Genomic DNA, 18,473 nt, shown 5'->3' on the forward strand with positions numbered 1-18,473 from the left:
GGGTCGCAGACGTAAGACACGACGGAAGGAGCCGCCATGCGCGGAAAGCTCATGTTCCTTGGCGGTCTGGCGGCGGGCTTCGTCCTGGGCAGCCGGGCCGGCCGAGAGAAGTACGAGGAGATCCGGGCCAACGCCAAGAAGGTGTGGGAGCACCCGACGGTGCAGGAGGCCGCGGGCGTCGCCCAGGCGCAGGCCACCAAGCTGTACAGCGAGGGCAAGGACAAGCTGGACCAGTCGAAGCTGGGTCAGAAGCTGCACAGCGCCGACAGCACCACCGAGCTGAACAGCACGAGCACCAGCTCCAGCAGCACGTACTGAGACATCGGGGCGGGGGCTGACAGGCCCTCGCCCCGATGCATCGGTGTGCTCAAAGCCTTTGAGTACACCGATGCATCAGGGCACCGTGCTGAACGAAAGCGTCAGGAGTTGGACGAGAAGGCGGCGTCGAAGGCCGCCGAGGGCGCGTCGAAGGCGAGCCCCCGCACGAACTTCAGTGCCTCGGGGGCCCCGACCAGCCGGTCCATCCCGGCGTCTTCCCACTCGATCGAGAGCGGTCCGTCGTACCCGATGGCGTTGAGGGCTCTGAAGCAGTCTTCCCACGGGACGTCGCCGTGGCCGGTGGACACGAAGTCCCAGCCCCGCCGCAGGTCGGCCCAGGGCAGGTGAGAGCTCATCCGCCCGCGCCGGCCGTCGCCGGTGCGAACCTTGGCGTCCTTGCAGTCGACGTGGTAGATCCGGTCCTTGAATTCGAGGATGAAGTTCACCGGGTCGAGGTCCTGCCAGACGAAGTGTGACGGGTCCCAGTTGAGCCCGAAGGCGGGGCGGTCGCCGATGGCCTCGAGCGTGCGGCGGGTCGTCCAGTAGTCGTACGCGATCTCGCTGGGGTGGACCTCGTGCGCGAAGCGCACCCCGACCTCGTCGAACACGTCCAGGATGGGGTTCCACCGGTCGGCGAAGTCCTGGTAGCCGGCTTCGATCATCGATTCGGGTACGGGCGGGAACATCGCCACGGTGTGCCAGATCGACGAGCCGGTGAAGCCGACGACCGTCTTGACGCCGAGCTTGGCGGCGGCCCGGGCGGTGTCCTTCATCCGTTCGGCCGCGCGTTCGCGGACGCCCGAGGGGTCGCCGTCGCCCCAGATCGAGGCGGGCAGGATGTCCTGGTGCCGCTGGTCGATCGGGTGGTCGCAGACGGCCTGGCCGACCAGGTGGTTGCTGATCGCGTACACGGACAGGCCGTGCTTTTCCAGCTGGGCCTTCTTGCGGTCGATGTAGTCGTCCTCGGCCAGCGCCTTGTCGACCTCGAAGTGGTCGCCCCAGCAGGCGATCTCGAGGCCGTCGTAGCCCCACTCGGAGGCCAGCCGGCAGACCTCGTCGAACGGCAGGTCGGCCCACTGGCCGGTGAAGAGCGTGATGGGTCGCGCCACGGAAATCTCCCTCGTCGAGTTCCCACGTCCACATTCGCCGCGCGAGGATCCGCCTCGGGGTTGAATGTGAAAGCGGGAAGTGCGTTGCTTGGAACAGAACGGCGAGGGCAACCGAACGAAGGTCGTGCGTAAGAGCGACAGGACCGGCCGGGATTGCGCCTCCCGGGACCGAGCCGCTTTCGACTCTAGTAGGAGAGGGTCAGGCTGCGCGAGCCTGTGCGGGGGGCGTGAGGCCGAGGTTGGCGAGTTCGAGGCTCGCGTACGCCAGTTCCGACGCGATCGAGTCGGCCGGTGCGGGCGCCCCGGCGGGCCGGTCGGGCGGCGTCCCGTCGCGGGGGGCGGCGTGCACGTCCAGGTATTCGGTGCCGGGCTGGGCCCCGCCCATCAGATGCCGCAGTGCCGCGCGCCAGACGTCCGTGGTGGCGGTCAGTGGCGTGGGCGGCGCCTCGGCCAGCGGCACGTGCCGGCGTACCCGCCACGGCCCGGGCGGGAACTCGTCGGTGGCCGCCGGCAGCGTCTCCAGGTACGCGCCCTCGGCGTTGGTGATCGGGCAGCGCTGCCCGGCGGGCAGGTAGCCGCGCAGCGCGTCGGCGCCGGCCCACGGGTCGCGTACCTCGACCGCGGCGGCGATCCGCACCTGGATGATCGACAGCCCGGCCTGGGCCAGCCGGTCCAGCGCGTCGGCCGGTTCCTCCCAGGTGCAGGCCAGGTTGGCCAGGTCGAGGCAGATGCCGATGCGGTCGCGGCCGACGCCGGCCAGCGCTTCGACGGTCTCGTCGGTGGCGTCCAGGACGCCGCCGGGCTCGGGCTGCAGGCCGACCCGGACGGCCCGGCCGGTGTGCCAGGCGACCTCGGCCAGTCCGCCCGAGAGCCGGCCCAGGATCCGGGCGCAGGCCTTCTTCTTGCCGTCGTCCCAGCCGGCCCGGCGGCCCAGGCCGATGGTGGTGACCGCGCCGCGGACGGCGTCGTCGGGCAGCAGGTCGACCAGGATGCGGGCCAGGTCGAGGGTGTATTCGAGGCGGGCCGGGTCGCTCCAGTCCGGTTCCTCGGCGGGATTCTCGCCGCCGCCCCCGGCGTAGGGCATTCCGCTCAACGTGACGACCTCGAGCCCGCGGGCGTCGAGTTCGGCACGCAGCCGGGTGCGGAGTCGCCCGTCGACGGCGAGGGCGGCGGCGAGGGTGGGGGGCAGCCACAGACTCACGGTGAGGGGGCCGGCGTCGATCCGGCCGCGGACCTCCGTGGCGTACGCGTCGATCCGTTCGACCACGGTGGCCAGGTCTCGCGTCCCGTGGACGTCGATGCCGGAGCTCAGGTGGACGAGGCGGCCGGAACGGTGACGCAGACGCATCAGAGCCCTCCTCCCAGTGCACGGGTGCAAGTGCACGTGCATCCGCTCGTGCGGACGGCTCCAGTATGGACCAGATACCGGATCGGCCATGATCGACGTTCCGTCGTCCGCCGGGCTGTCATGCCGCCTCCATCCATGGGGGTTCTCCGGTCCCGGATACGAGACTCGGCTTACCCACGGATCAGCGGCGTACGGGGGGTGCGACGCGTTGACCGGCGAGAACATGATCCACCGAGCTCCGATTCATCGGCTTTCACCAATGCCCGCGCGGGGTGTGAGCTGCCCGGACACGTCACTTGAATGTCAACTCAGCGTTACATCAGAGCGTTCTACGCGTTCACCATCTGCACGAACGGACGTGCACGAAACGATCTCACGTGCGGATCTCCGCGTGCATTGGCACGTCACTGTCCGTAAGAATGCCTGAACCCCGGTGTGCTCGGCCCGACCCGAGCACACCGGGGTTGCACCTGCCGCGGGCTCGCCGGTGCGGGGCGCAACCGCACCGTCCCTCGCTAGCCCGCGACAGGAAGACTGACTGACTCGTTTCAGGCCATGGCGACCGTCGAGGGCTCCACCTCGACCCAGCTCGACGACTCGGCCGACCGCTCGACCGCGTCCAGCACCAGCTGCACACCGAGCGCGTCGGTGAACGACGGCGTGGGGTCCTGGCCGGTGGCGATCGCCTCGATCAGGTCACGCATCTCGTGGGTGAACGAGTGCTCGTACCCGATGCCGTGCCCGGGCGGCCACCACGCCGACATGTACGGGTGGTCCGGCTCGGTCACCTGGATGACGCTGAATCCCTGCTCGGCCGTGGGCAACTGGGCGTCGTAGAACTCCAGCTCGTTCATCCGCTCGAAGTCGAAGGCCAGCGACCCGAGCGAGCCGTTGATCTCCACTCGGAGCCCGTTCTTGCGGCCGGTGGCGAACCGGGTGGCCTCGTAGGTGGCCACCGCTCCCCCGTCCAGCCGGGCCAGGAACAGCGCGGCGTCGTCGACCGTCACCGGGCCGGTGCCGCCGCCGTTGCTGGCCGCGGCCAGCCCGGACGACTCGGCCGGCAGCGGGCGCTCCTTGACGAACGTCTCGGTCAGCGCGCTGACCGAAGAGATCCGCTGACCGGTGACGAACTGCGTCAGGTCGACGATGTGCGCGCCGATGTCGCCCAGGGCGCCGGAGCCGGCCTTGTCCTTCTGCAGGCGCCAGACCAGGGGGAACTGCGGGTCGACGATCCAGTCCTGTAGGTACACGGCCCGGACGTGGCGGATGGTGCCGATCCGGCCGGCGGCGATCAGCTGCCGCATGAGGGCCACGGCGGGCACCCGGCGGTAGTTGAAGGCGCACATCGCGCGTACCCCATTGATCTTGGCCTGCTCGGCCGCCGCGGCCATTTCCCGCGCCTCGGCGACCGAGTTGGCCAGGGGCTTCTCACAGAGGACGTGCTTGCCGGCGGCCAGCGCGGCCAGCGCGATCTCGGCATGGCTGTCGCCGGGGGTGCAGATGTCGATCAGGTCGATGTCGTCCCGAGCGATCAGCGACCGCCAGTCCGTGGTGTGTTCGGCCCACCCGAGCTTGGCGGCCGCCTCGGCGACGCCCGCCTCGCTCCGTCCGGACACCACCGACAGCTGAGCCGACAGCGGCAGGTCGAAGGCGTGGTTGACGGTACGCCACGCCTGAGAATGCGCGGCGCCCATGAACGCGTAGCCGACCATGCCGACCCGCAGCTGCCCCATCTTTGAACTCCCTTGGTCGCGGTTGGTCAGAACCCGAGCTTGCCGTACTTGCTCGCGTTCTCCTTCGTGATCGTCTCCGAGGAGAGGGTGATCTCCTTGGGCACCTGGAGCTCGACCAGGTCGGACATGCCCTTGCCCTGCCCGATCAACCGGGCCAGGGAGATGGCCGAGGAGGCCATCGAGGGGCTGTACGTGACCGTCGCCTTGAGCACACTGTTGTCGGCCGTGATCGCGTCGATAGCGGTCTTCGAACCGGCGCCGCCGACCATGATGAACTCGCTGCGGTTGGCCTGCTTGATCGCGGCCAGCACACCGATGCCCTGGTCGTCGTCGTGGTTCCAGAGGGCGTCCATCTTGGGCAGCGCCTGGAGCAGGCCGGCCGCCTCACGCTGACCGCTGTCCGCGGTGAACTCGGCCGCGCGGCGGTTGGCCACCTTGAAGCCGGCCGTGGCGAGCGCGTCCTTGAAGCCCTTCGACCGCTCCTGGGTCAGCGGCAGCGCGTCGATGCCGGCGATCTCGCCGATGATCGGGGCGCTGACGCCCTTGGCCTTCATCTGCGCGGCGACGTAGTTGCCGGCGGCGACGCCCATGCCGTAGTTGTCGCCCTTGATCAGCAGGCGGTAGGCCAGCGCGTCGGGGAACTCACGGTCCAGGTTGATCACCGGGATGCCGGCCTTGGTCGCCTCCAGGCCGGCCGAGTTCAGCTCCTTGCCGTCGTGCGGCAGGATCACGATCACGTTGGGCTTCTGCGAGATCAGCGTGGACAGCGAGGCCCGCTGGGCCGCCGCGTCGGCGCCGGCCTCGACCGCGCGCAGTTCCACGTCCTTGTACGCCCCGGCCTGAGCCTTGGCGTTGTTCGTGATGGCGGCGATCCAGCCGTGGTCGGCGGCCGGGGCGGAGAAGCCGATGACCACCTTCTGGCCCGGGGCCGAGTTGGGGTTCGCCTCCTCGTTGCCGGTGTTGATCTGCGCCGTGTTGTCGGGGGAGTTGCTGGTGCAGGCGGTGAGGAGGGCGCCGGCGCCGACCGCGGCGCCGCCGAAGAGGACGCGGCGACGAGAGAAGTTCGACATGTTTTCTCCAGGGGTGACCTGGCGGCCGTACACCGGTCGCCGGATTGTTTTCAAGGGGAGTGGATCTAGCTCTTGGTGCGTCCCAGGAGGTGGGTGAGCGATTTGTAGCGGAACTGCTGGACCAGCACGGCCGCGACGATGATGCCGCCCTTGACCATGTTCTGGACCTCGGTGGGAAGGTTGTTGATCGCGAAGAGATTCGTGATCGTGCTGAACACCAGCACGCCGAACAGCGCGCCGACGATGGTGCCGCGGCCGCCACTGAGCAGCGTGCCGCCGATGATCGCCGCGGCGATCGCGTCGAGTTCGTAGAGGTTCGCCATGGCGGCCTGTGCACTGGTCGCCTGGGACGTCAGCATCAGCGCGCCGATGCCGCAGCAGAGGCCGGACAACGCGTACAGCAGCAGGGTGTGGAATTTGACGTTGATGCCGGCCAGCCGGGCCGCCTCGGGGTTGCCGCCGATCGCGACCGTGCGCCGGCCGAACGTGGTGCGGTTGAGCAGCACCCAGCCGGCCGCGACGACCAGCGCCAGGATGATGACCAGCATCGGGATCCCGAGGATCTTGGTGGAGGCGATGCTGTTGATCGTGTCGTTCGAGGACACCTGGGTCTGCTTGCCGGAGATCTGCGCGGCGAGACCCCGGGCGGCCACCATCATCGCCAGCGTCGCGATGAAGGGCACGAGGCGGCCGTACGAGATGAGCACGCCGTTGATCAGCCCGACCACGACCCCGACGACGATAGCGGTGAAGATCATGCCGACCGCGCCATAGCTCTGGGTGGCCAGCGTGGTCGACCAGACGCCCGCGATGGCGACGATCGCGCCTACCGACAGGTCGATGCCGCCGCCGATGATGACGAAGGTCATGCCCACCGTGACGACGCCGATGGCCGACGCCTGCTGCAGGATCGTGAAGACGTTGTTGCCGACCCAGGTCGCGTCGCCGTACAGGTCGGGGCGGGTGATGACGCCGATGATGGCCAGGATGACGAGTACGCCGACCAGGCCGAGATTGCGCTTCAGCGGTTCGGCGGCGTCGCCTTTGAAAATGCTTTCACGTGGCGCTTTCTTCGGGGCGTCCGGCGCCGGGGCCGGCTTCGCCACCTGCGTGTCGGTCATGCGGGCTCCCCCTCGAGCAGCGACCCCGCCATGACGAGGTCCAGGACAGCGGCTTCGTCGAGGTCGCCGGCCGGCGCCTCGTGGATCAGGTGGCCCTCGCGCATCACGAGGACCCGGTCGGACAGGCCCAGCACCTCGGGCACCTCGCTGGAGACCAGCAGCACGCCGACCCCGTTCGCGGCCAGGTCGTGGATGACCTGGTAGAGCTCCGCGCGGGCGCCGACGTCGACCCCTCGGGTGGGTTCGTCCAGCAGCAGCAGCTTGGTCTGGCCGATCAGCCAGCGGCCGACCACGACCTTCTGCTGGTTGCCGCCGGACAGCGTGCGGACGGCGCGGCCGGTGTCCCGGGGCCGCAGCTCGAGCGAGTCGGCGATCCGGTCGGCGGCCTTGCGCTCGTCGCGGGCGTCGGTGAACCCGACGGTGGCGAACGTCGCGAACGACGACAACGTCATGTTCTTGTAGATCGGCTCGTCCAGCAGCAGCGCCTGGCTCTTGCGTTCCTCCGGGGCCATGCCGATGCCGGCCTTGACGGCGCCACCGACCGAGGTGACCCGCTTGCCGTCCATGATCACCGTGCCGCTGTCGGCCGGCCGGGCGCCGAAGATGGTCTCCAGCAGCTCGGAGCGGCCCGAGCCGACCAGCCCGGCGATGCCCACGATCTCGCCCTTGCCGACGGTCAGCGAGGCGTTGGCGAACTCGCCCTCTCGGGTCAGCCCCCGCACGTCGAGCAGCAACTCGGAGTCCTCCGGGGCCACTCGCGGCGGGAAGACGTACTCGATGCTGCGGCCGGTCATGCGGTTGACCAGCTCGCGGGTCGGTGTGTCGCGGGCGGGCAGGTTCGCGGCGGTGGTGCGGCCGTCCTTGAGCACCGTCACCCGGTCGCCGATCTCGCGGATCTCCTCGAGCCGGTGCGAGATGTAGATGACCGCGATGCCCTGGGCGGTGAGCTCCCGGATGATCCGGAACAGGTTCGCCACCTCGTCGTGAGCGAGCACCGCGCTGGGCTCGTCCATGACGATCAGCTTGGCGTCGTGCGAGAGCGCGCGGGCCATGCTGGCGATCTGCTTGCCGGCCGCGGGCAGGCTGCGGACCAGCCGGCGAGGCGGGATCTGCGGGTGCCCGAGCCGGCCCAGGATCTCGCGGGTACGCCGGGCCATCGTGCCCCGGCGGACGAAGCCGAACCGCCGCTCCTCGTGACCCAGGAACGTGTTCTCGGCCACCGACAGGTCGTCGACCAGGTCGAGTTCCTGATAGATGGTGGCGATGCCGGCCTTCATCGCGGCCTGCGGATTGGCCGGGGCGAACGGCTCGCCCTGCCACAGAATGCTGCCCTCGTCGGCGCGGTGCACGCCGGCCAGGGTCTTGATCAGGGTCGACTTCCCGGCGCCGTTCTGCCCGAGCAGGCAGTGCACCTCGCCCGCGCGCACTTCGAGCTGGACGCCGTCCAGCGCGCGTACACCCGGGAATGTCTTGACCACATCGGTCAGTTCCAGGACAACCGGTGCAACACTGCCCACCTGGTCCTCCACCTCACCATCGCGGGGCTGCGGGACAGAAGTCATGACGCCTGCTCGAAACAGGTGTCCGACGCGAGCACGGCGGCGCCGGTGACGCCTGCTCGACTGCCCAGTTCGCTTAAAACAACAGGCAGGTTGCCGGTGGCCAGCGGCAGCGAACGCCGATAGACCACGCTGCGGATCTCGGCCAGTAAAATGTGGCCCAGCAGCGCCAACCCGCCCCCGATGACGATCATCGACGGGTTGGCGAAGCTGACCAGGGTGGCCAGGACCGACCCGACCCGGCGTCCGCCGTCGCGGATCAGCCGGATGCATGTCACGTCGCCCTCGGCCGCGCCCTCGGCGACATCCCGGGCGCCCAGCTCACCGTTGGCGGTCAGCCGCTCGGCCAGCGACGGCGACTCGCCGCTGCGGGCCGCGGCGACCGCGTCCCGGGCCAGCGCCGAGCCGCTGAACAGCGCCTCGAGGCAGCCCGCGTTGCCGCACGAGCACACCGGCCCGTGCGCGTCGACCTGGATGTGCCCGATGTCGCCGGCGCAGCCGTCCACCCCGCGGTAGACGTCACCGGCCAGGTGGATGCCGCAGCCGATACCGGTGCCGATCTTGACGAAGAGGAAGTCGTCGACCGAGTGCGCGACACCGCCGTGCCGCTCCCCGATCGCCATGATGTTGACGTCGTTGTCGACCACCGCCGGGCAGCCGTGCTCGCGGGCGAGCACCTCGCGCACCGGGTAGCGGTCCCAGCCGGGCATGATCGGCGGCGACACCGGAACACCGTCGCGGTAGCTGACCGGGCCGGGCACGCCGATGCCGACCGCGTCGAGCTTCTCGAACGCACCGTCCGTACGAGCCTTGGCGAGCAGCTCGTTGACCCGATGCAGTATCGCTTTCGGTCCCGACCTGATGTCGGCGTTCTCGCGATAGGCGGCGACGACCTCGAGCCGCCCGTTGGTGACCTCGATGTCGATCGAGCTGGCGCCCAGGTCGACCGCCGCGAAGCGAAGCCGTGGGTGCAGCTCGACCAGGGTGGAGCGTCGGCCGCCACGGGACGCGGCCATCCCGGCCTCGGCGATGAGGCCCGCGGCCACGAGACGTTCCACTTCGGCGAGCAGGCGCGGACGGGTCAGCTCGAGCCGGTCACCCAACTCGGCGCGGGACACCGGGCCTTCATCGCGCAGCAGGCGAAGCACCCGATGGTGGGGGGCGTCGGCAACGTGCACGGGTACCTCCGGCAGGGGTTCACAGCCACGAAACGATGCTGTGTCGTGCCGGTCACACTAGGCCCCTTCCGCCGCTCCAGTCCATACCTTCCAGAAGATCTCTACCAACTTTTGTCTTCCTCAACGAAAGTCCGTGGACCCTCCCCCAGTTCCTTCTGCACACACGTTGATCAGCTGAAACAACCCTCGTCAGAGCCCTGCGAGAGTCTTTCGCCAACACGGAAAGAAAGTGGCCTTGACACACCGCGTGCACGACAAGGGCGGCCGCCCCGGTCCGGGACGGCCGCCCTTTTGTCCACGGTGCTACGTCTAGGAGAGGCCCTTTTCGGTCCCCTTCTTCAGTTTCCGATCGTCCCGGAGCTCCAGGAAGGGCTCCTCGTCAGCCGGATGCCCGGCTGCGATCGCACGTCCACGCTCCAGTTCGGCATCCAACTCGGCGCCCAGCAGGATCGCCTGGTTCGAGATCCACAGCCACACCAGGAAGGCGATCGCGCCGCCCAGCGTGCCGTACGTCTTGTTGTAGTCGGCGAAGTTGCCCAGATAGATCGCGAACGCCGCCGAAGCCACCACCCACAGCAGCACCGCGAAGATGCCACCCGGGCTGACCCAGCGGAAACCGCCGGTCTTCGCGTTCGGCGACGCCCAGTACAGGATCGAGAACATCAGGCTGACCAGGATCACCAGCACCGGCCACTTGACGATGCTCCAGACCAGCACGGCCTGGTCGCCCAGCCCGATCCGGTCACCGACGGCCGAGGCCAGATCGCCGGTGAAGACCACGATCACGGCCGACAGGACCAGCATGATGCCGACCGCGGCGGTCACGCCCAGCCGGATCGGCAGGGTCTTCCAGATCGGCCGGCCCTCCGGCACGTCGTAGACGGCGTTCGAGGCGCGCATGAACGCGGCCACGTAGCCGGACGCCGACCAGAAGGCCACCAGCACACCGAAGATCGCCGCGACGCCGGCCGTGTTCGGGTTGCTCACCTGACCCAGCACGGTGTCGACCAGCTTCTGGATGTCGGCGTTGGGTACGACGTCCTTGATCGTGCTGGTCACCGTCGCCTTGCCGTCGCTGCTGACCAGCCCGAGCACCGAGATCAGGGCGATCACCGCCGGGAAGATGGACAGGATGCCGTAGTAGGTCAGCGCGGCCGCCCAGTCCGACAGGTTGTCCTGGGAATACTGCTTGAACGTCCGCTTGATCGCCGCCAACAGGCCCTTGCCGTGCAGCTCACGCGGGCTGTCCGGCCCGTCGCCGGGCCCCGGCGGATCACCTGGCTCGAACACATCATCACCGGTACGGGTGGTGGCAACGTCCCGTTTCGCGGCCGCACGAGCCTCAGCGCGCTCCTTGTCCTCGTGCGTCTCATCCTTGTGGCGCAGCTTCATCGGGGGTTCCTCCGCCCAGCATCCCTCAATCGTTCTGTGGGAGGTGATGCCCCACCGGCGCGGCCTCTAACCCATCGATCTCGGGCATCAGCCCAGTTCAGCGATCACTTCAGGCCAGACTTCCCCGACCGGAACCCGACGCCCGAGAGCGAGTGGCAGCACCGGCGCGCCGGGATCACTTCAGGAGCAGCCGCCCCATCCGGCGGCCGGCCAGAGCTACGCCGGCGAGGAACAGCAAGAGGAGGTACGCGACGTCGAGCAGCTGAACCCAGCTCCACGTCTGGGTACTGATGCCCCGGATCAGGTGAACCGACCGGTACAGCGGCGTCGCCTCGACCAGCCAGCGCAGCACGGCCGGGTACGACTCGGCCGGCACGAAAGTCCCGGAGAAGAGGAACAGCGCGAACTGCGCCGACGCCATCAGGTCGAAATCCTGCCAGCTGCGCATGAACGTGGACAGGGCCATGCCGGCCCCGCCGAACGCGAACCCCACCAGCACCGCCGCTCCGAACGACAGCACCGCCGACCAGGCCGAGGTCAGGCCCATCGCCACCATCAGCACACAGAACGCCGCCGCGTACAGGCTGCCCCGGGTCATCGCCCAGGCCAGCTCGCCGAACGCCAGCTCCATCGGCCGCACCGGGGTCGCCAGGATCCCGTCGTACAACCGCATGAACTTCATCTTGCCGAAGAAGTTGAAGGTGGTCTCGGACAGCGCCCCGGTCATCGCCGACGACGCGAGCATGGCCGGCGCCACGAACGACGCGTAGCTCACCATGCGGCCGTCCGGAAGCGCGATGTCGCCGACCAGGGAACCCACCCCGATGCCGATGGACAACAGGTAGAGCACCGGCTCGGCCAGCCCGGTGGCGACCACGATCCAGTACGCCCCGCGCAGCGCCGACACGTTGCGCTCGACCATCGACATCGACCGCCGCGCCGACCCGCCCGGCGCGAACAGCCGCGGCAACGCCAGTGTGACCATCCCGCCCCCTCCTCAGACCACGAGCCGGCGCCGGAACCGGTGCCACGCCAGCACCCAGCCCCCGCCCGCCCAGACGAACAACACCAGCAGATGAGCCGCGACCGGCCAGGCCGCCGGCAGGCCCAGTGTCGCCGCCCGGGACAGCTCGACGCCGTGCCACAGCGGCAGCACCCAGGCCAGCCAGACCAGCGGATCGGGCATCTGCTCGATCGGGAAGAACACCCCCGAGAACAGCGACATCGGGATCATCCCGACCCGCATGACGATCGACAGGTAGCTCTCGGTCTGAATGCTGGCCGAGAAGGCGAACACCGGCGCCGCCACGGCCAGCCCGACCAGCACCGCCACCGGCAGCACGACCAGCGACCACCACGAGTGCAGCGTGCCGAAGCCGGCCGCCACCAGCAGGAACACGCCACAGGTGGTCAGCACCCGGAAGGCGACGAAGGCGAGATGGCCGTCCAGGATGTCGGAGATCCGCAGCGGGGCGGCGGCCTGGCCGAAATAGATCCGCCGCCACTCGAAGCCGCCGAGCACCGGCCAGGTCCCGTTGCCGAAGGCGACCTGCATGGCCGTCGACGCGATCAGGCCCGGCATCAGCCAATCGAGGTAGGGCACGCCGTCGACGTCGGCGATGTAAGCGCCCACGCCGACCCCGAACCCGAGCACGGTGAGCAGCGGCAGCAGGAACGACGAGAGCGCGCTCCCCCGCCACGTGCGGCGGTAGCTGACCAGGTGGTATTCCAGGACGTAGCCGGTGGCGCGCATCAGTCCACCAGCGTCCGGCCGGTCAGGTGCAGGAAGACATCCTCCAGGCTGCTGCGCCGCACCAGCACGCTCGCCGGGCTCAATGAGCGGGCCTGCACCTCGGCCACCGCGGCGTCGCCGTCCGGGACGTAGAGCAGGATGCGGTCGGGCAGCACCTCGACCCGCTCGCCCAGACCGGCCAGCTTGTCGGCGTAGATCTCCTGGGACTCGGCGGTGAACCGGAGCTCGACCACCTCGCGGGTGGAATAGCGCTCGATCAGCGCCCGCGGCGAGCCCTCGGCCACGATCAGGCCGCCGTCCATCACCACCAGCCGGTCGCACAGCTGCTCGGCCTCGTCCATGTAGTGCGTGGTCAGCACCAGCGTCACGCCCTGCTGCTTGAGCCGGAACAGCCGCTCCCAGACCAGGTGCCGGGCCTGCGGGTCGAGGCCGGTGGTGGGCTCGTCGAGCAGGACCATCTCGGGCTCGTTGATCAGCGCGCGGGCGATCGTCAGCCGCCGTTTCATGCCGCCCGACAGCGGCTCGACCTTCGCGTCGGCGCGCTCGCTGAGCTGCACGAAGTCGAGCAGCTCGTCGGCCCGGCGGCGGGCCACCCGGCGCGGGACGCCGAAATAGCGGGCGTACGTGGTCAGGTTTTCGCGCACGGTCAGCTCGGTGTCGAGGTTGTCGAGCTGCGGGCAGACGCCCAGCCGGCCGCGGATCGCCGGGCCGTCGGTGCGCGGATCGCGGCCGAGGATGCGCAGCTCGCCGTCGGTCGGCGGGGAGACACAACCGATCATCCGCATGGTCGAGCTCTTGCCGGCGCCGTTCGGCCCGAGGAAGCCGAACGCCTCACCGCGGCGCACATCGACATCGATGCCGGCCACCGCGGTGAAGTCGCCGAAGCGTTTCACCAGCCCCCGTGCGTGGATCAGCGATTCATCGGTCACGCTGCCAAACCCTAGACAGGGGGTACGACAACCCGCGATGCATATTTGTGCTCAAAGCGCTTTGAGCACAAATATGCATCAGGGACCTGTGTGCATCGGAGACATGCTCAGGGCGGTGGCGCGGTGGCCTGTTGCGCCGCGCGCACCAGCTCGCCGGTAAGCTCGATCACCGGCTCGGCGTCGACCGGCGTGCCCGAGTCGTACCGCACCGCCCAGCTCAGGCCGTCCACCCCGCTGACCCGGCGGCCGACCACCCGCACCCCGCCCGGCGACAACGGATGATGCGTGGTGTACGCCACCGACCGGGTCACCCTGGTCCGTACCTGGTCGGGCAACTCCCCCGGCTCGAGCAGCAGGAACGTCACCGGCGGCGCGTCCACCAGCACCGCGTAGTCGTCGCGGACCTCGGCCACCTCGGCCGGGATGACCCGCAGCTCGCGGCCCGACCACGCCGCCTTGTGGATCTCGTGCCAACCCAGCCGGCCGCGTTCCGGCAGCCACAGCCCCCGGTTGGTCGCGACCAGCGCCGCGTCGTCCGTGATGGCGGCCCAGGCCAGCACCCGCTCGTCCGGCTCCAGGGCCGGGCGCAACGCCGCCGGCAGTTTCGGCCGTCGTCCGAAAAGCTTCACAGTCCTCCCGCCGCTTGCTCCCGCAACGCCCGCGTGGGCGGTCGCCCGAAAAGCCTCACAATCCCCCCGCCGCCTGCTCCCGCAACGCCCGCGTGGGCGGTCGCCCGAAAAGCCTCACAATCCCCCCGCCGCCTGCTCCCGCAACGCCCGCGCGTGCTGCTCCAGCGAGAACAGCTCACCGGCCAGAGCAAGATATTCGTCCTTGTGGGCCACCGGGTTGATCCGCTGCACCTTCGACTTCAGGTCCCGGATCCGGGTCGCCACCGCGCCCACCTGCAGCCGGGCCAGCACCGTGGACACGTACTGCGGGTCCACCTCGCCGTCCACCCGGGGCGGCTCCACCGACAGCTCGCCGATCAGCGCCTTGCCGCTCAGGTCGGCGCACAGGTCACGGACCGCCTCGATCCAGCCCGCGCCGCCGGTCGCCGTGGCCGTGCCCCCGGCCTCGCCGACCGCCTGCCGGATCGCCTGCAGGACCGGATCGGCGTACGTGTCGGTGCCCAGCGCGTCGAACATCGGCCCGGCCAGCACCGGGTATTGCAGGGCCAGCTTCAGCGCCTCCCGCTGGACCAGGCGCTGCGGACTCTCCACGGCCGGCGCCTGCCGCTGCGCGGGTGCCTCGGCCCGCTCGGCTGACTGCTGTGCGTGGTTCACCGCCCGCAGCACCGGGTCGAGGTCCATGCCGAGGTCGCCGGCGAGCTTCCGCGCGTACTCCGGCCGCTTCTCCCGGTCTTTGATCTTGGCAACCAAGGGTGCCGCACGCCGCATCGCCTCGACCCGCCCCTCGACCGTGTCCAGATCGAAACGGGTCAGGATCTGCCGCAGCGCGAAGTCGACCAGCGGCTCCCGCCGCGCGACCAGATCACGCACGGCCAGATCGCCCTTGGCCAGCCGCAACTCGCACGGGTCCATGTTGTCCGGCGAGACCGCGATGAAGGTACGCCCGACGAAGCGCTGATCCTCCTCGAACGCCCGCAGAGCGGCCTTCTGCCCGGCCGCGTCGCCGTCGAAGGTGTAGATGATCTCGCCGGCCACGCTGTCCGAGTCCATCAGCAGCCGGCGCAGCACCCCGATGTGATCGGTGCCGAACGCGGTGCCGCAGGTGGCCACCGCGGTGTGCACGCCCGCCTCGTGACAGGCCATCACGTCGGTGTAGCCCTCGACGATCACCGCCTGCGACTGCTTGGCGATCTCCCGCTTGGCGTGGTCGATGCCGTAGAGCACATGCGACTTTTTGTAGAGCGGCGACTCGGGCGTATTCAGGTATTTGGGGCCGTCGTCGTCGTCGAACAGCTTGCGCGCCCCGAAGCCGATCGTGTCGCCGGCCAGGTCCCGGATCGGCCAGACCAGCCGCCGCCGGAACCGGTCGATCAGCGACCCCGACTTGGCCGGCTTGGCCAGCCCGCCCGCGGTCAGCTCCTCCTGCGTGAAACCCTTCTGCCGCAGGTGCTTGGTCAGCAGGTCCCAGCCGTCCGGGGCGAACCCGCAGCCGTACCGCTCGGCCGCGTCCCGCCCGAAGCCGCGCTGGGCCAGGAACTCCCGGGCGATCCGCGCGCCGGGGGTGGTCAGCTGCTCCTGATAGAACTGCGCGGCGGCGGCGTGCGCGGCGATCAGGCGCTGCTTCTGCCCCGGCTGCGGCCGCGGCGCCCCCCGGTTGTCGGCCGCCGACTCCTCGTACCGCAACTGGATGCCGGCCCGCCCGGCCAGCCGCTCGATCGACTCGACGAACGACAGATGCTCCGCGTCGATCAGAAACTTGATCGCGTCCCCGCCCTGGCCACAGCCGTGGCAGTTGCCGGTGAGGATGTTGTCCTCGAGCACGAAGGCGTGAGTGCCGTCGACGACCGGGCAGAAGACCTCTTCGACCTCGCCGTGATCCTCGATCGCCTCGACGACCCACCCGCGTCGCTCAACCCGCTTGCGGTTGCTGGCGAACCGGTCGCGATGGGAGCTCAGGAGAAAGAACTCCTCCGGCAAGTCGTTGTTCATGAGGGTCAGGCGGTGGATCGGGCCGGTGTGGCCCATCTCCCCGTTCGGACGCTTGACGTCGGCGAAGCCCGTCCGGGCGTATTCGCGAATGCCATAGGTGCCGACACCGATACGGGTGCAGAGGTCACGGACGTACTCGAGATGTTCCCGGTTGGCCGAGTTGAGCGAGATGCAGCCGTCGGCGGCCACGTCACCGTCGGCGGCGAAATAGCCGGCCAGCCATCCGTAGAGGTAGGCCAGGGACTCGGTGAGAGGTGGCAGCTCGGTCTTGAAGTAAGCCGGCATGCCCGCGACGGTCAACCCCTCGGGTGATTGGTACGTGTCGCTGAGCGGGAACCACTTGAGCAGCTCGCGGTCTTTACCGCCGTACAGGAAAGCGACGCTGCCCTCGCCCAGCAGGGTCCCGTCGCCGAAGACTATGCCCCGGGCCACGCCGAATGGTGAGAGGCTCCGCTGGTGGCCACCGTCACGCTTCCACAGCGCCAGCGGGAAGACGTGGGCGAGGCGGTCGCCGACGCGGAGCTGGGTGGTGGTGCGCTCGACGCGCGTCTCGCCCTTGGTGGTGCGCGCACGGATGAACCACCGATGCTCGGCGGTCGCGCGGATCGTCTTCTTCTGCCCGTTCCGCGAGAGTTTGAGATGCAGCAGCGGCTGCTCGCCGAACGAGTGGAACGGCGCCTCCGCGAACCGGCCGTGCGTGGTGATGACGCGATGCCGGCCGCCGGCCAGCTCTCGGATCTCACGTACGCCCTGATCCGTGATCACCCGCGTCTCGCCCGCGAGGCAGAAGTAGACGCCGCGGGCGGGGCTGACGGTGAAGGACGGGGTCTTCTCGTCGTGGAAGGGGCACAGGCCCTTCAGGTTTCCTCCGCCCGCGGACTTCAGCGTCACCGTCTCGCTGATGATGTCGGCGATCGACGTGCGGTCGCGGACCAGCGCGATGTCCTCATCCTTGACCCTGGCCACCGCTACATCCTGCCTCGCGGGCCCGGCCGACCGCCACGAGGGTCCGGTGGGCTCCGCCACCGACTCCCGGCCACGTACTAGGGTAAGGATATGCAACGGCACCCAGTCCTTACATTGTGGGCCGGGCGCGTGACCGCGCTGCTGGGCATCGTGCTCGTCGCGCTCACCCTGCGGCAGGCGGTGGCGGCGATGTCGCCGATCCTCGGCAACATCCGGGCGGACATCCCGATGTCGGACATCGGCGTCGGGCTGCTCGGCACGTTGCCACCGATCCTGTTGGCGGCATCCGGGTTCGTCGCGCCGCGCGTCGCCCGGAGCGTCGGGCTCGGCGGCGGCATCGTGCTCGCGCTGCTGCTCATGACCCTCGGGCATGTCGTTCGCGCGTTCGCACCGGGCTTCGCGGTGCTGCTCGCCGGCAGTGTCGTCGCGCTCGCCGGCACGGGCATCGGCAATGTGCTGCTGCCGCCGATCGTGCGGCGCTACTTCCCCGACCGGATTCCGCTGCTGACCGCCGTCTATGTCGGCATCGTGGGCGTGAGCACGGCCGCGCCGGCCGCGGTCGCGGCTCCGGTGGCCGAGCGGATGGGCTGGCGGTTCTCGCTCGGCATGTGGTCGGTGACCTCGATGGTCGCGCTCGTTCCGTGGCTCGTCGTCATCGCGCGGGAACGCCGCCGGCGACTCTCGGATGACACCGCCGTCGGGTCCCCGCCTCCCGCCCGGGTCACCCGGCTGTGGCGGGCCCGCGTGGCCCGGTCGATCACCGTCGTGTTCTCGGCCAGCGTGATCTGCACCTACGCGGCGTTCGCGTGGCTGCCCGAGATCCTCGGCGACATCGCCGGCTCGACGCCGACCGAGGCCGGTGTGCTGCTCGCCGTCACCGGCATCGTCAGCACGCCCATCGCGCTCGTCGCGCCGCTGCTCGTGGCCCGGCTGGGTAATGCCGGCGGGCTGATCGGCGCCGGTGTCGCGAGCTTCGCGCTCGGCTACCTCGGCCTGCTGCTCGCGCCCGCGACGTTCACCCTGCTCTGGGTGCTGCTCATCGGCTCGGGGTCGATCCTGTTCCCGGTCTGCCTCGTGCTCATCAACGATCGCACCCGGACCCACGAGGGCACTGTCGCGCTGAGCGGCTTCGCCCAGGGGATCGCGTACGCGCTCGGCGCGCTCGGTCCGCTGCTCGTCGGGCTGCTGCACGACGCGAGCCGCGGGTGGACCCTGCCGCTGCTGTTTCTGCTCGCTGTCGCTCTCGCGGCGACCATTCCGGCGATCACGCTGGCCCGGCCGGCGTTCGTGGAGGACGAACTCGCCCGTGCTGAGCCGGCTTCCCGAGACCCGTACTGATACGGCGGCCTGAAAGCCGTACCGAGACCGCGGCCTGAAAG

15 protein-coding genes and 2 pseudogenes are annotated in these 18,473 nt (G+C 69.6%); 2 read left to right on the forward strand and 15 right to left on the reverse strand.

Annotated elements, in window-relative coordinates; all coding sequences use genetic code 11:
• Window positions 1-36 precede the first annotated feature (36 nt).
• Window positions 37-318 carry a hypothetical protein gene (locus ACGFIO_RS35080; RefSeq protein WP_392833251.1) on the forward strand — a complete coding sequence of 94 codons (282 nt, stop codon included), beginning with the start codon at window positions 37-39 and terminating at the stop codon, window positions 316-318.
• Between the two features lie 101 nt (window positions 319-419).
• On the opposite strand, the gene ACGFIO_RS35085 is transcribed toward ACGFIO_RS35080, so the two are convergent.
• The 15 genes and pseudogenes from ACGFIO_RS35085 to ACGFIO_RS35155 form a co-directional block, all read right to left on the reverse strand.
• A complete protein-coding gene (locus ACGFIO_RS35085; RefSeq protein ID WP_392833253.1) occupies window positions 420-1,427 on the reverse strand; it encodes a sugar phosphate isomerase/epimerase family protein in 1,008 nt (335 codons plus the stop codon).
• A gap of 199 nt (window positions 1,428-1,626) precedes the next feature.
• The gene (locus ACGFIO_RS35090; protein ID WP_392833256.1) at window positions 1,627-2,775 is read right to left on the reverse strand and encodes a TIM barrel protein; all 1,149 of its coding nucleotides are present in this window, start codon (window positions 2,773-2,775) and stop codon (window positions 1,627-1,629) included.
• A gap of 548 nt (window positions 2,776-3,323) precedes the next feature.
• The gene (locus ACGFIO_RS35095) at window positions 3,324-4,508 is read right to left on the reverse strand and encodes a Gfo/Idh/MocA family protein (RefSeq protein ID WP_392833258.1); all 1,185 of its coding nucleotides are present in this window, start codon (window positions 4,506-4,508) and stop codon (window positions 3,324-3,326) included.
• 26 nt (window positions 4,509-4,534) lie between these two features.
• Complete coding sequence (locus ACGFIO_RS35100) at window positions 4,535-5,578, reverse strand: substrate-binding domain-containing protein (protein ID WP_392833260.1); 1,044 nt, start codon at window positions 5,576-5,578, stop codon at window positions 4,535-4,537.
• A 65-nt stretch (window positions 5,579-5,643) separates the two neighbouring features.
• Complete coding sequence (locus ACGFIO_RS35105; protein ID WP_392833262.1) at window positions 5,644-6,699, reverse strand: ABC transporter permease; 1,056 nt, start codon at window positions 6,697-6,699, stop codon at window positions 5,644-5,646.
• On the reverse strand, window positions 6,696-8,261 hold the full coding sequence (locus ACGFIO_RS35110; RefSeq protein WP_392833265.1) for a sugar ABC transporter ATP-binding protein: 1,566 nt from the start codon (window positions 8,259-8,261) through the stop codon (window positions 6,696-6,698). The genes ACGFIO_RS35105 and ACGFIO_RS35110 overlap by 4 nt, the downstream gene beginning before the upstream one ends.
• Window positions 8,258-9,436: an ROK family protein gene (locus ACGFIO_RS35115; protein ID WP_392833268.1), complete on the reverse strand. Its 1,179-nt coding sequence runs from the start codon at window positions 9,434-9,436 to the stop codon at window positions 8,258-8,260. Before ACGFIO_RS35115 ends, ACGFIO_RS35110 begins: the two co-directional genes overlap by 4 nt.
• A gap of 309 nt (window positions 9,437-9,745) precedes the next feature.
• Complete coding sequence (locus ACGFIO_RS35120; RefSeq protein ID WP_392833271.1) at window positions 9,746-10,828, reverse strand: YihY/virulence factor BrkB family protein; 1,083 nt, start codon at window positions 10,826-10,828, stop codon at window positions 9,746-9,748.
• A 175-nt stretch (window positions 10,829-11,003) separates the two neighbouring features.
• Complete coding sequence (locus tag ACGFIO_RS35125; protein WP_392833274.1) at window positions 11,004-11,813, reverse strand: ABC transporter permease; 810 nt, start codon at window positions 11,811-11,813, stop codon at window positions 11,004-11,006.
• Between the two features lie 12 nt (window positions 11,814-11,825).
• Window positions 11,826-12,581, reverse strand: coding sequence for an ABC transporter permease (locus tag ACGFIO_RS35130; RefSeq protein ID WP_392833277.1), 756 nt, complete (start codon window positions 12,579-12,581; stop codon window positions 11,826-11,828).
• Window positions 12,581-13,510, reverse strand: coding sequence for an ABC transporter ATP-binding protein (locus ACGFIO_RS35135; RefSeq protein ID WP_392833280.1), 930 nt, complete (start codon window positions 13,508-13,510; stop codon window positions 12,581-12,583). The genes ACGFIO_RS35130 and ACGFIO_RS35135 overlap by 1 nt, the downstream gene beginning before the upstream one ends.
• Window positions 13,511-13,617: 107 nt before the next feature.
• Window positions 13,618-14,139 carry a hypothetical protein gene (locus ACGFIO_RS35140; protein WP_392833282.1) on the reverse strand — a complete coding sequence of 174 codons (522 nt, stop codon included), beginning with the start codon at window positions 14,137-14,139 and terminating at the stop codon, window positions 13,618-13,620.
• Window positions 14,140-14,253: 114 nt separating this feature from the next.
• Window positions 14,254-16,095, reverse strand: coding sequence for a DNA primase (dnaG, locus tag ACGFIO_RS35145; RefSeq protein WP_392833539.1), 1,842 nt, complete (start codon window positions 16,093-16,095; stop codon window positions 14,254-14,256).
• A 129-nt stretch (window positions 16,096-16,224) separates the two neighbouring features.
• Window positions 16,225-16,413 (reverse strand): annotated as a pseudogene (locus ACGFIO_RS35150) (LAGLIDADG family homing endonuclease); the annotation flags it as partial.
• Between the two features lie 498 nt (window positions 16,414-16,911).
• Window positions 16,912-17,094, reverse strand: a pseudogene (locus tag ACGFIO_RS35155) (CHC2 zinc finger domain-containing protein); the annotation flags it as partial.
• 90 nt (window positions 17,095-17,184) lie between these two features.
• Between ACGFIO_RS35155 and ACGFIO_RS35160 the strand changes: the two are divergent.
• Window positions 17,185-18,432 (forward strand): CynX/NimT family MFS transporter, encoded by a 1,248-nt coding sequence (locus ACGFIO_RS35160; RefSeq protein WP_392833285.1) that lies wholly within the window; start codon window positions 17,185-17,187, stop codon window positions 18,430-18,432.
• Window positions 18,433-18,473 lie beyond the last annotated feature (41 nt).

This window comes from Actinoplanes sp. NPDC049265 (genome assembly GCF_043197135.1).
Classification (GTDB): Bacteria; Actinomycetota; Actinomycetes; order Mycobacteriales; family Micromonosporaceae; genus Actinoplanes.